The sequence below is a fragment of the Tessaracoccus sp. ZS01 genome (assembly GCF_022342445.1).
GTDB lineage: Bacteria > Actinomycetota > Actinomycetes > Propionibacteriales > Propionibacteriaceae > Arachnia.
The window spans coordinates 1-12,609 of record NZ_PQFE01000001.1 but is presented as its reverse complement, the minus strand read 5'-3'; the positions used below and the strand labels follow the sequence as shown (position 1 = coordinate 12,609).

Here is a 12,609-nt window from a genome sequence, read left to right as displayed (position 1 = left end):
CATAGGCCGCTGTGGGAGCCGCTCAGTCGGACAGCGGACCGAACAGGTCACCGAGCCTAGAGGCTCCACCGTCATGTTCTGTGAGCACCCAGACGCCGTGCTCGGTGAGGGCCACCGTGTTCTCCCAGTGGGAACCGTTCGACCCGTCGCGGCTGACGACGGTCCAGTCGTCGTCGAGCTCGAGGGTCTGGTGTGTGCCGGTGGTCAGCATGGGTTCAATGGCCAGCGCCATGCCCACGGACAACCTGGGGGTGGGCCGACGGCGGTGCCAGTTGGGCACGTCAGGGTCCATGTGCATCTCGGAGCCGATGCCGTGCCCGGTGTACTCCCGCAACGTTCCGTAGTGCGTGGGCAGGCTCTTGACATAGCCCTCGATGGCTTTGGAGACGTCGCCCACCCGGCCGCCGTCGCGCATCGCCCTGGCGCCGGCCCAGAAGGCCTCGCGGGTGGCGTCGATCAGGGCCTGGTCCTCCGCGGCGCCCGACCCCACGATGATGGTGCGGGCAGCGTCTCCGTGCCAGCCCTCCACGATGGCGCCGAAGTCGATGGAGACCACGTCGCCGTCCTGCAGCACCCTGTCACCAGGGATGCCGTGGACAAGTTCGTTGTTGGTGGAGATGCATGCCACGCCGGGGAACGGGGTGCCGTAGTCGCCGTAGCCCAGGAAGGAGGAGCCGGCGCCGTGGCGGGCGAGCACCTCGCGGCCCACCGCGTCCACCTCGGCCGTCGTGACCCCCGCGGTGGCTGCCGCCACCATGGCGTCGAGGCCTTCAGCGACCACCAGGCCGGCCCTGCGCATGAGGCGCAGTTCATCGGCCGATTTCAGTTCGATCATGCTCATCGGCGGCTGATGTGCAGGTCGAGTTCGTCAAACATGCGCTGCTGCACTTCCTCGACGGTGCCGGTGCCCTCGATGTCGACGAGGAGGCCCTTCGACTCGTAGTGGAACAGCAGCGGGGCCGTCTGGCCCGCGTAGACCTCCATGCGGCGACGGATGGTGTCCGCGTTGTCGTCCGCCCGGCCCTCCTTGGCCGCGCGGGCCAGGAGCCGTTCGACGAGCGCCTCAGGCTCGACATGCAGCGATACCACGGCGTCGAGCCGCTGGTCCTGCTCCGAGAGGTAGCGGTCCAGGAAGTAGACCTGGTGCATGGTGCGGGGGAATCCGTCCAGCAGGAAGCCGGGCTCGCAGTCCGGCTGCGCCAGGCGGTCCGCGACGATCTGCTCCGTCATGTCGTCGGGTACGTACTCTCCCGCGTCGATGATCTCCTTGACCTTGATGCCGAGCGGGGTCTGGTTCTTGATGTTGAACCGGAAGATGTCGCCGGTAGAGATCGCAGGGACACCGTAGCGGTCGGCCAGCGCTGTCGCCTGCGTGCCTTTTCCCGCCCCTGGGGCACCCATGATCAGTAGCTTCACCGCAGGAAGCCCTCATAGTTGCGCTGCTGGAGCTGGCTCTCGATCTTCTTGACCGTGTCCAGGGCTACACCGACGATGATCAGGATGGAGGTGCCGCCGAACGGGAAGTTCTGCTGGGCGCCCACTGCCATGAAGGCGATCGTCGGGATGAGGGCGATGGTGGCCAGGTAGAGCGAGCCGGGCGCCGTCAGACGCGACAGCACGTAGGCCAGGTAACGCTCGGTCGGCTTGCCGGCGCGGATGCCCGGGATGAAGCCGCCGTACTTCTTCATGTTGTCCGAGACTTCTTCAGGGTTGAAGGTGATGGACACGTAGAAGTAGCAGAACGCGACGATGAGCACGAACTGGACCAGGTTGTAGACCCACGAGTACATGCCCGTGCCGGTGAAGTTGGCCTGGATCCACTGGGAGACGCCGCTCTCCGGCCGGAAGGTGGCGTAGAGGACCGGCAGGTACATGATCGACGAGGCGAAGATGACCGGGATGACGCCGGACTGGTTGACCTTCAGCGGGATGTAGGTGGTGGAGCCGCCGACGAGGCGACGACCGACCATGCGCTTGGCGTACTGCACCGGGATGCGGCGCTGACCCTGCTCCACCCAGATGATGCCGAGCATCACCAGGAGGCCGATGCCGATCACGAGGAAGAAGAGGATCCAGCCCGTGGCACCCTGGTGCGACTGCTTGATGGACCACAGGCCCGTCGGGAAGCTGGCGACGATCTGGGTGAAGATCATGATCGACATGCCGTTGCCGACGCCGCGCTCCGTGATGAGCTCGCCCATCCACATGATGATGCCGGTGCCGGCGGTCATGACCATGACCATGGTGACCAGCGGGAACAGCTCGTCGGAGTAGAGGATGCCCTCACAACCGGGGAGCAGCTGACCGGTCCGGGCCAGCGTCACGAACGCGGTGGCGTTCAGGACGGCCAGGACCAACGTCAGGTAGCGGGTGTACTCGGTGATCTTCGCCGTGCCGGAGGCACCCTCCTTCTTGAGGGCCTCCAGACGCGGGATGACGACGGTGAGGAGCTGGAGGATGATCGACGCGGTGATGTAGGGCATGATGCCCAGCGCGAAGATCGTCAACTGCAACAGCGCCCCGCCCGAGAACAGGTTGATGATGTTGTAGATGCCAGCGGATGGCCCCTGAGTGGCGATGGCCAGACACTCATCGATGCGTGCCATGTTCACGTTCGGGGAAGGGATCGTCGACCCCAGGCGGAACACGGCGATGATGCCCAGCGTGAAGAGGAGCTTCTTACGAAGGTCCGGCGTCCTCAACGCATTAGCCAAGGCGGAGATCATCCGACCCCTACTTTCCAGGTAGCAGATACTTTCGACCGCGCAATCGCTGCACGGCAACCAGGGCAGCCTATCAAGCTGATAGTCCCTGCTGAAACTCAACTCACAGTGTGAGTGAGCGGGACAGGAAAGCGGGGCGGCTCCGCAACCGGAGCCACCCCGCCGTCTCTGTCTCTGGTGACCGAATCAGAGTTCGGTCACGGAGCCACCGGCACCCTCGAGCTTCGCCTTGGCGGAGTTCGAGAACGCGTTGGCGGTCACGTTGAGGGCGATGGAGACATCCCCGTTGCCCAGCACCTTGACCAGGTTGCCTGCGCGCACCGCGCCGGCCGCGACCAGATCCTCGACGCCCACTTCGCCGCCCTCAGGGAAGAGCTCAGCGAGGCGGCCGACGTTGACGACCTGGTATTCGACACGGAACGGGTTCTTGAAGCCCTTGAGCTTCGGGAGGCGCATGTGCAGAGGCATCTGCCCGCCCTCGAAGTTCGCAGGGGTGTTCTTACGCGCGCCGGTGCCCTTGGTGCCGCGACCTGCGGTCTTACCCTTCGAGCCCTCACCACGGCCAACACGGGTCTTAGCCGTCTTGGCGCCCGGGGCGGGCTGCAGATGATGCAGTTTCAGCGCCATCTCACTTCACCTCTTCCACGGTGACCAGGTGGGCCACGGTACGGATCATGCCGAGAACCTCGGGACGATCCTCCCGCACCACCGAGTCACCGATGCGCTTGAGTCCGAGCGTACGCAGCGTGTCACGCTGGTACTGCTTGCCGCCGGCCGAAGACTTGGCCTGCGTGATCTTGAGGTCTGCCATCAGGAAGCCACCCCTTCTTTGGTCTCGCGGGCAGCGCGGAGGAGAGCCGCCGGGGCGACATCCTCGACCGGCAGACCGCGGCGCTTGGCCACGGCTTCCGGCATCTCGAGCTGCTTGAGCGCCACCACAGTGGAGTGGACGACGTTGATGGCGTTGGCCGAGCCGAGCGACTTGGCGAGCACATCGTGCACGCCGGCGCACTCGAGCACCGCACGGGTGGCGCCACCGGCGATCACACCGGTACCGGGGGACGCGGGGCGCAGCAGCACGACGCCACCGGCCTTCTCGCCCTGAACCGAGTGCGGGATGGTGCGCTGGATCAGCGGCACGCGGAAGAAGTTCTTCTTGGCCTCTTCAACGCCCTTGGCGATGGCGGCCGGAACCTCCTTCGCCTTGCCGTAACCGACACCGACCATTCCCTCGCCGTCACCGACGACGACCAGTGCGGTGAAGCTGAAGCGCCGACCGCCCTGGACGACCTTGGCGACACGGTTGATCGCCACGACCTTCTCGAGGTACTTGTTCTCTTCCTTGGAAGCCTGCTGGCCACGACGATCGTCACGGCCACGACGCTCCCCCTGAGCACCGCTACGGCGCTGCTGGGTTTCACTCATCGTGATATCCCTTTCCTTTCGTCGTTAGAAGCCGAGCCCGGCCTCGCGGGCGGCGTCGGCGAGTGCCGCGATCCGCCCGTGGTACTTGTTGCCGGCACGGTCGAAGACGACGTTCTCAACGCCAGCTGCCTTCGCACGCTCAGCGATGAGAGCACCCACCTTGCGGGCCTTCTCGGACTTGTCGGCTTCAACGGTACGCAGGTCGGCTTCCATGGTGGAGGCCGAAGCGAGCGTCTTGCCGGCCCGGTCGTCGATCACCTGAACGAACAGGTGACGAGCGGAGCGGGTGACGACCAGGCGGGGGCGCTCAGGCGATCCGCTGATCTTCTTACGGGCACGGAGCTGGCGACGCGAACGCGCAGCGCTCTTGGCGGCCAACGTCTTGTTGGTCCTGATCGAAATCGCCATGGATTACTTACCAGCCTTTCCAGCCTTGCGGCGGACGTGCTCGCCCGCATAGCGGACGCCCTTGCCCTTGTAGGGCTCAGGCTTGCGGAGCTTGCGGATGTTTGCCGCAGTCTCTCCGACAACCTGCTTGTCGATGCCCTGGATCGTCAGCTTCGTGGGGGTCTCCACGATGAAATCGATGCCCTCAGGGGCGTCGATGATCACCGGGTGCGAGAAGCCGAGCGCGAACTCGAGCTGCTTCGGACCCTTGGAGATGACACGGTAGCCAACGCCGACGATTTCGAGTTTCTTCTCGTAGCCCTCGGTGACGCCCACGATCATGTTGTTGACCAGGGTGCGCGTCAGGCCGTGGAGGGAGCGGGACTCACGCTCGTCGTTGGGACGGGTGATTTCCAGCTGGCCCTCGTCGGTCTTGTCAACGCTCAGCGGCTCAGAAATGGTCAGCGACAGCGAGCCCTTGGGCCCCTTGACGTCGACCTGTCGGCCATCGAGCTTGACGTCGACACCGGACGGGATGGTGATGGGCATCCTGCCAATTCGCGACATATCAGTTTCTCCTCTTCCTTCGCCCGGTCACCAGACGTAGGCGAGTACTTCGCCACCGACGGACTTGGCCTTGGCGTCACGGTCGGTCAGAAGACCCTGCGACGTCGAGATGATGGCGATACCCAGGCCACCGAGGACCTTGGGGAGATCGGTGGACTTCGCGTAAACGCGAAGGCCGGGCTTACTCACGCGCTTGAGGCCCACGATGGTGCGCTCGCGCGAGTCGCCGTACTTCAGGGTCACCTTCAGGACCTTGCCGACCTGGCCTTCGACCTCGGTGAGCTCGTAATCGGTGATGTAACCGTTCTTCTTGAGGATCTCGGCGATGCCCACCTTGATCTTCGACGACGGCATGGACGTGGAGTCCTGGTACGCCTGGTTGGCGTTACGCAGACGTGTCAACATGTCTGCGATCGGATCAGTCATCGTCATGACTATTGCCTCTTTCTCACACCGGTTTCCGGCTGCCCGGACCTGGTGTTAGTTGATTCTGACGTAGTGGGTCTCGTCACCAGGACGACTTGGTCACGCCCGGGAGCTGACCCGCGTGGGCCATCTCGCGCACGCAGACGCGGCACAGGCCGAACTTGCGGTAGACCGACTTCGGTCGGCCACACTTCTGGCAACGGGTGTAGGCGCGGACCGCGAACTTGGGCTTGCGGGCTGCCTTGACCTTGAGTGCTGTCTTAGCCATTAGTTACTCACTTCTTCTTCTTGGCGTAGAACGCAGGACCGCGCTTGGTCTTCTGCTTCTTCGGGTCGTCCTGCGCCTTGAAGGGGAAGCCGAGGTGCTTGAGCAGAGCGCGACCTTCCTCATCGTTGGCGGCCGACGTCACAAAAGTGATGTCCATGCCACGGACGCGGTCGATCTTGTCCTGGTCGATTTCGAGGAACATGACCTGCTCAGACAGACCGAAGGTGAAGTTGCCGTTGCCGTCGAACTGGTTGCCGTTCAGGCCACGGAAGTCACGGATACGGGGCAGCGCCAGGGTCAGGAGACGGTCGGCGAATTCCCACATGCGGTCACCACGGAGGGTGACGTGGGCGCCGATCGGCATGCCTTCGCGCAGCTTGAACTGGGCGATCGACTTGCGGGCCTTCGTGACGGTGGGCTTCTGACCGGTGATCGCCGTGAGGTCCTTGAGGGCCCCTTCGATGATCTTCGAGTCACGTGCAGCCTCACCGACACCCATGTTCACCACGATCTTCACAAGACCGGGGATCTGCATGACGTTGGCGTAGTCGAACTCCTGCTGGAGTGCGGGCACGATCTCTTCGCGGTACCTGGTCTTCAGGCGCGGCATCGCGTTGGTGGTAGCGGTGGCGGTCATCAGATCTCCTCCCCCGTCTTGCGCGCGATGCGCACGGAGCGCTCCGCCTTGTACTCGGAACCGTCGGGACGACGCTTGGACACCTCGACACGCTTGTAACCGACGCGCGTCGGGACCTCCTTGCCGTCGACCTTCACCACGAGCTGCACATTGCTGACGTGGATGGGGGCCTCGACGTTGATGATGCCGCCTTCGACCTTGCGACCGGTCGCAGTCTGGGACTCACGACGGTGCTTCTTGACGAGGTTGACACCCTGGACCGTCACACGCTCGTTGGCGGGATCGACAGCGATGACCTCGGCGACAACGCCCTTGTCCTTACCGGACAGGACCTTGACGCGGTCACCCTTCTTGACGTGGAGCGACATGTCAGATCACCTCCGGGGCGAGCGAGATGATGCGCATGAACTTCTTGTCACGCAGCTCGCGGGCCACGGGCCCGAAGATGCGCGTGCCGCGGGGTTCACCGTTGGCGTTGAGGATCACGGCGGCGTTCTCGTCGAACTTGATGTAGGAACCGTCGGGACGACGGCGTTCCTTGGTGGTGCGGACGACGACGGCCTTGACCACGTCGCCCTTCTTCACGTTGCCGCCAGGGATCGCGTCCTTGACGGTGGCGACGATGGTGTCGCCGAGGAATGCGTAGCGACGTCCGGAACCGCCGAGCACACGGATGCAGAGAATTTCCTTTGCACCAGTGTTGTCGGCGACCTTAAGTCGCGACTCCTGCTGGATCATTACTACTCCTTGCTCCACCGGTTCCTCGTTAAAGGCCTTGTGAAACTAGAAACGAACCCCCTGGATTTTGCCAGGAGGGAACCCCCAGCTCGAGGGAGAGGAGGTTGTGGCGAAGCCTGGGAAAGGTCCCCCCGAAGGGGCACAGACCCAAGGCAACCTGATTAGTCTAGCCCAGCGGCACCAACGCGCGAAATCGCCCCCACTGAGCGGTTCACCCTACCCCACACCGCCGACCGGACCTGAGCGCCACTCCCCTGGCCCGGTGGCCGACGCCGGCGGCGTCACTCGCTCCGCAGCGCCTCGACGGGGTCCTTGCGCGAGGCGGACGAGGCGGGCAGCAGACCCGCGACGGCGGTGAGCGCCATGCTGATCAGGACCAGGCCGACCGCCGCCTGCCACGGGAGGACCGCCACATTCGGGACGTCGAAGCGGGCATAGACGATGGCGTTGGCCGGGATGGTGAGCAGCGCGGTGATCGCCACTCCCAACACGCCGGCGACGAAGCCGACGATGAGGGTTTCGGCGTTGAAGACCCGACGGATGTCGCGCTTGCTGGCGCCGACGGCGCGCAGGATGCCGATCTCCTTGCGCCGCTCCAGGACCGAGATGTAGGTGATCACGCCGATCATGATCGACGACACCACCAGGGAGATCGCCACGAACGCGATCAGCACGTAGCTGATGGTGTTGATGATGTCGGTGACCGAACTCATCAACGCACCCACCAGGTCGGAGTACGTGATGACCTGTCCTTCGCGACCGGTCTCACGCATCCGCTCATTGTAGGAATCGAGCAGGTCGGTGATCTGCGCTTTGGACTCGAAGTCGATGGGATAGATGTTGACCGCCGACGGCTCGTCGGGCGACGCGTAGCCCAGGGTCCTCAGGGTGGACTCGTAGGTCGCCGCCCGGGTGGAGGCGGTCGACATCAGCAGCTGCGTGAGTTCCTCCTGGCTCTTGTCCATCTGGAACGAGGCCATGAACGCGTCCTGGTCGATGCTCACCGCCTCCCGCAGGTCGTCGGCCAACCCGGCCATCGAGGATTCGACCGCACTACCCAGCTGCGCGGTGATCTCGTCAGTCAGTTGCGCAGCGACATCACCCATGTAGACCTGCATCACCTGTTCGAGGTAGGAGCCGAGCTCCGCCTGGAGTTGCCGCTCCAGCGCGTCGGTGTCCACCACGTCCAGGGCGGTGTCGAGCAGCGCCTGCTGCTGGTCCGCGAGGAACACCTGGGCGTTGCCGGTCACGTCAGCGGGATCCAGGCCCTGCTCGGCGGCCCAGGCGAGGTAGGCACCCAGCTGGGTCTCGACGGCGGTGCGGTCGATCCCCAGTTCCAGCGCGATCGCCGTGAGCGTCGAGTCCGCCTCGGGTGAGGCCAGGAAGGCGGGCATGGCGACGGTCGGATCAGCCGGGTCCAGACCGTTCTCATTGGCGTAGATGGTGTACGTCTGCAGGAAGACCGGCAGCTGGGCCAGGATCTGTTCGGTGCTGACGGCGGGCAGTTCCTGCATCGGCACCGCGGGCATCTCGGGCAACTGGATGAGGTTGGCCGGATCAAGACCCTCCAGCACCGAGGTGAGGTCCAGCGGGGGCAGCTTCGCCGGGTCGATGCTGAGCGACGACATGTCGAGGTCCAGCTCGAGGCCGCTCAGATCGGGCTGCAGCTTCGATTCGTCGACGGTGAACGCGGCTGTGACGGCCTCCTCGTCGATGGTGAACAGCGAGGTCAGGTCCAGCTCCTCCCGGGGGGCCTCATCTGTGAAGCCCCGGCCGGTGAACACATTGACCGATGGTTCGGCGAGTTGCTCGCGGACGATGGGTGCCTCCGCCACCTCCGCCATCAGGTACTCGGTCAGGGCCGGCGTGTAGTAGATGCCGGGGCTCAGGGTGGCGTTGCCGTCGTCCGCGGGCCGCGCGATCCCGACCACCTTCACCGGCGTGCCCTCCGCCACCAACTGTGCGACGTGGCTCTGGTCCTGGCTACGGTCGGTCCACACGTCGAAGTCGTCGTCGTGCACGTAGTACTCCGCGGCGTTCACGAGCTTGAACGAGACGTCCATCACCTCGTCGTAGGAGAAGTCCCGGGTGGTGGTGGGTGTGACGACGTCTTCCTCTGCCATCATCTGCCGGACCATCTCGTCGAGCTGGGCGGGATCGAGCAGTCCCATTGCGTAGAGCGCGAGGTCGCTGATGCCGCCGGTATCCGTCAGCACCACGAGCATCTCGTCGTGCGCGGCGGGCCAGCGCCCTGAGACCACGTCGTACTGCTCCTCGACGAGACCCAGGTCACCCACCAACTCGTCGAAGGCGCTGCTCCGCAACCCGGCGGTCACCCCGCCCGCCGCCGGGGAGCGCGCGAAGCCGAGCGCCACCATGGCCGCGTCGGGGTTCACCTGGCGGGGGTCGCTGCCCCCGTCGTCGGCGTACAACTGGGGGGTGACGTCGTAGGTGTACTCGACGGCGTTGACCAGCGAGTCGATTCCGCCGCCGTTGTCGTCGAGGTAGGTCTTGAGTGAGCCCAGGTCGTTGGTGCCCACACTCGAGAACATCTTGGCCATGAGCGGCACCTCACGCACCTGCGCGTCGTCCGCCCCGCCCGGCCCGTCGTCCCCCAGCCCGGCGGAGACCAGCATCGCGGTCATGTCGAAACCCTGCGCTTGAATGGTGAGCGGGTACTGCGAGAGCGTGTCCTCCTCCACACCCTTGATGTAGCCCTGGACGCCGTTGGCCAGGGCCAGGATGGCGGCGATGCCGATGATCCCGATGCTGCCGGCGAACGACGTCATGAGCGTGCGCCCCTTCTTCGTCATCAGGTTGTTGAAGGACAACGCGATGGCGGTGAGGAAGCCCATGCTCGTGCGACGGGCCCAACCGTGGCCGGCCGGGGCGAGCGCTGCGGGGAGGAAGGGATCCGTGTCCTCCACCACCCGGCCGTCGCTGAGGTGCACCGTGCGCGTGGCGTACTGCTGGGCGAGCTCGGGGTTGTGGGTGACCATGACGACGAGCCGGTCCATCGCGATGCTCGTCAGCAGGGCCATGATCTGGACGCTGGTGGCCGAATCCAGGGCGCCGGTGGGCTCGTCGGCCAGCAGGATCTCCGGATCGTTGATCAGCGCCCGGGCGATGGCGACGCGCTGCATCTGCCCGCCGGAGAGCTGGTTGGGCCGCTTGTGGATGTGCTCCCCCAGCCCCACATCCTCGAGTGCCGCCCGCGCCCGGCGGCGGCGCTCCGAACGCGTGACACCTGCCAGCGTGAGCGCGAGTTCCACGTTGGCCAGCACGCTCTGGTGCGGAATGAGGTTGTAGCTCTGGAAGACGAAGCCGACGCGGTTGTTGCGGTAGGTGTCCCAGTCGCGGTCGCGGTACCGCTCGGTGGAGACGCCGTCGATGACCAGGTCGCCGGAGTCGTACTGGTCGAGCCCACCGATGAGGTTGAGCATGGTGGTCTTGCCGGAACCGGAGGGGCCGAGGACCGCGACGAACTCACTGTCGCGGAAGGCGATGGAGACGTCGTCGAGGGCGACCTGACTGAAGTCGCCTGTGGTGTACGACTTGCGCACATCCCTCAACTCGAGCATGTCGGGCCTCTCCTGATGGCGTGTGATCCCCTTCCAGTTTCCCACTGACCGAAAACGGGTTGTCCACAGGGTCGGCAACGCGTGGTGATCCCGTGGACGGTTTGACCACAGTGGTGGTGCCAGACCCCATCCCCCTTGGAGAAACAATGACGTGGCGTCCGCTCTGTACCGCCCTGATCGCGCTGTTCACCTTCGCGCTCATGATCCCCACTGCCTCCGCCCGTCCGCAGGACGGCCACCTCACCGATTCGGGTCACATGGTGGCCCTTCCGGGCACCGGCACCAACTGGTACGGCGCCTACCACGTGGACAGGCAGACGGCCTACTGCGCGGACCTCATGGCGGACGGTCCCCGCAACGCCTCGTCCTGGGTACAGGCCCCGGCAGGCTACGTCCTCCGCAAGCAGAACCGGGCCAGCCACGGCACTCACGGCAACGGCAGCGCCGCGGCCACCGACCGTGAGTTGGCAGAACTGGCCTGGGTCCTCATGGCCACCGGACAGCAACCCGCGCCCGATATCGGTGCGGCGGTGGAGCACTTCGTGCGGCTACGGACCATCGACGGCGCACACCAGCAGGCCCGCGAGGAGCAACGCTGGGGCGCCGTCGTCACGGCGCACCCGGGTGCGCGGGCCCAGTTCGACCGGCTCGAGAGAGAGGCACGGCTCTATGCCGGCCCCTACACTCTGGAGTTCAACTGGCAGGTCCGGCCATCGCGCAAGTCCCCCACGGGGCACGTGATCGTGGCGGTCCGGAGCGCGGCTGGGGTGGCGGTCCCGCATCGTGCGTTCAGCGTCGCGGGAAGCGGCAACCTTCAGATCGTCGAGGCCCCCACGTCCACTGGGGAGGGCGGCGGCGCCCACGTGCGGGTTTCCCTCCCGTCCCCTGAGGAGTCCACGGTGCGGGGCACGTTGTCGGTCCAGGTGCGGGGTCTGCCCGGCGCCCGACCGAAGCTGTACCTCCCCCAACCGGCCACCGTGCAGCGCCTGCTCGCCGCTCCGGACCTGGTCAAACTGAACGACTCCGTGAGCGTGGAATTGAAGCCAGAGGTCTTCCACCCCACGCTCACCACCAGGACCCGCGACGTCATCGCGCACAGCGGGGCACCGGCCGTGGACATCGTCACGCTGACGAAGGGCCGGCCAGGTGCGGAGTTCACCGGCACCAGCGCGCTGTACGGGCCGTTCGCCTCCCTGGCAGAACTGAAGGCGTCCTCGCGCTCGGACGCGCCCCTGGTGGACACCGCCACCTTCTCCGGCAGCTACGACGCCCATGGCGACGCGGAGGTGGCCACCACCGAGCTCCGCTTCCCAGAGGCCGGCTACTACACCTGGGCGGAATCCCTGGACGCGCGGCCGACGGTGGTGCCACCCGCTCCCCCTGCCTGGCCACAGCTGCCGGAGACCAGCGTGGTGCTGAACCCGAGCGTCACGTCAGTGCTGACCGCCGACGGGGCGCGGGAACCCGCGGAGGTCGGCACGGTACTGGCGGACCGGATCGACCTCGGCGGCATCCCTCCCGGCCTGGAGGTACCCGGCAGTGATGAGCCCCTCAGCGTCAGCGTCTCCGGGAGGATCGCCGGCCCCGTGGCCGCCGTCCGGACGGCGGCCGGGGACTCCTGCGAGGCCGCCGACTGGACGGATGCCGCCACCCTCGTCGAGTACGAAGACACGGCATGGACAGGGGAATCACTTGACGGGTTGGCGCGCTCTACGCCGACGACGCCGGGCTGCTACTCAGCGGAGGCGACGGTGACCATCAGGCACGGGACCGCCACTGTGGGCACCAGCCGGCATCCGTTGGGCGTCCCGGAACAGACCATCCTCGTCACCCCGGCACCACGGCCCACCCCCGAAC

15 protein-coding genes are annotated in these 12,609 nt (G+C 65.8%); 1 reads left to right on the top strand and 14 read right to left on the bottom strand.

Annotated elements, in window-relative coordinates; genetic code table 11:
- Positions 1 to 22: 22 nt before the first annotated feature.
- The 14 genes from map to C3E87_RS00010 all read right to left on the bottom strand — a co-directional run bounded on the left by map (position 23) and on the right by C3E87_RS00010 (position 10,752).
- Positions 23 to 841: a type I methionyl aminopeptidase gene (gene map, locus C3E87_RS00075; RefSeq protein ID WP_076058028.1), complete on the bottom strand. Its 819-nt coding sequence runs from the start codon at positions 839 to 841 to the stop codon at positions 23 to 25.
- The gene (locus tag C3E87_RS00070; RefSeq protein WP_076058026.1) at positions 838 to 1,416 is read right to left on the bottom strand and encodes an adenylate kinase; all 579 of its coding nucleotides are present in this window, start codon (positions 1,414 to 1,416) and stop codon (positions 838 to 840) included. Before C3E87_RS00070 ends, map begins: the two co-directional genes overlap by 4 nt.
- The gene (secY, locus tag C3E87_RS00065) at positions 1,413 to 2,726 is read right to left on the bottom strand and encodes a preprotein translocase subunit SecY (protein WP_076058024.1); all 1,314 of its coding nucleotides are present in this window, start codon (positions 2,724 to 2,726) and stop codon (positions 1,413 to 1,415) included. The genes C3E87_RS00070 and secY overlap by 4 nt, the downstream gene beginning before the upstream one ends.
- Positions 2,727 to 2,909: 183 nt before the next feature.
- A complete protein-coding gene (gene rplO / locus C3E87_RS00060) occupies positions 2,910 to 3,350 on the bottom strand; it encodes a 50S ribosomal protein L15 (RefSeq protein WP_076058022.1) in 441 nt (146 codons plus the stop codon).
- A 1-nt stretch (position 3,351) separates the two neighbouring features.
- Positions 3,352 to 3,534, bottom strand: a complete 183-nt coding sequence (rpmD, locus tag C3E87_RS00055) for a 50S ribosomal protein L30 (RefSeq protein WP_076058020.1) — start codon at positions 3,532 to 3,534, stop codon at positions 3,352 to 3,354.
- Complete coding sequence (rpsE, locus tag C3E87_RS00050; protein ID WP_076058018.1) at positions 3,534 to 4,148, bottom strand: 30S ribosomal protein S5; 615 nt, start codon at positions 4,146 to 4,148, stop codon at positions 3,534 to 3,536. Before rpsE ends, rpmD begins: the two co-directional genes overlap by 1 nt.
- 24 nt (positions 4,149 to 4,172) lie before the next feature.
- Positions 4,173 to 4,556: a 50S ribosomal protein L18 gene (rplR, locus tag C3E87_RS00045; protein WP_076058016.1), complete on the bottom strand. Its 384-nt coding sequence runs from the start codon at positions 4,554 to 4,556 to the stop codon at positions 4,173 to 4,175.
- Positions 4,557 to 4,559: 3 nt separating this feature from the next.
- Positions 4,560 to 5,102, bottom strand: a complete 543-nt coding sequence (rplF, locus tag C3E87_RS00040; protein WP_076058013.1) for a 50S ribosomal protein L6 — start codon at positions 5,100 to 5,102, stop codon at positions 4,560 to 4,562.
- 27 nt (positions 5,103 to 5,129) lie between these two features.
- Positions 5,130 to 5,534 (bottom strand): 30S ribosomal protein S8, encoded by a 405-nt coding sequence (gene rpsH / locus C3E87_RS00035; protein ID WP_076058012.1) that lies wholly within the window; start codon positions 5,532 to 5,534, stop codon positions 5,130 to 5,132.
- Positions 5,535 to 5,610: 76 nt separating this feature from the next.
- The gene (locus C3E87_RS00030; protein WP_076058010.1) at positions 5,611 to 5,796 is read right to left on the bottom strand and encodes a type Z 30S ribosomal protein S14; all 186 of its coding nucleotides are present in this window, start codon (positions 5,794 to 5,796) and stop codon (positions 5,611 to 5,613) included.
- Between the two features lie 7 nt (positions 5,797 to 5,803).
- Positions 5,804 to 6,433: a 50S ribosomal protein L5 gene (gene rplE / locus C3E87_RS00025; RefSeq protein WP_076058008.1), complete on the bottom strand. Its 630-nt coding sequence runs from the start codon at positions 6,431 to 6,433 to the stop codon at positions 5,804 to 5,806.
- Positions 6,433 to 6,801: a 50S ribosomal protein L24 gene (gene rplX / locus C3E87_RS00020; protein WP_076058006.1), complete on the bottom strand. Its 369-nt coding sequence runs from the start codon at positions 6,799 to 6,801 to the stop codon at positions 6,433 to 6,435. The genes rplE and rplX overlap by 1 nt, the downstream gene beginning before the upstream one ends.
- 1 nt (position 6,802) lies before the next feature.
- Entirely contained in the window at positions 6,803 to 7,171 is a 369-nt protein-coding gene (gene rplN / locus C3E87_RS00015) for a 50S ribosomal protein L14 (protein WP_076058004.1), read from the bottom strand.
- A gap of 281 nt (positions 7,172 to 7,452) precedes the next feature.
- A complete protein-coding gene (locus C3E87_RS00010; RefSeq protein ID WP_076058001.1) occupies positions 7,453 to 10,752 on the bottom strand; it encodes an ABC transporter ATP-binding protein/permease in 3,300 nt (1,099 codons plus the stop codon).
- Positions 10,753 to 10,898: 146 nt separating this feature from the next.
- On the opposite strand from C3E87_RS00010, the gene C3E87_RS00005 reads away from it, so the two are divergent.
- On the top strand, positions 10,899 to 12,609 hold a 1,711-nt coding region (locus tag C3E87_RS00005; RefSeq protein WP_143570823.1), incomplete at its 3' end, for a hypothetical protein.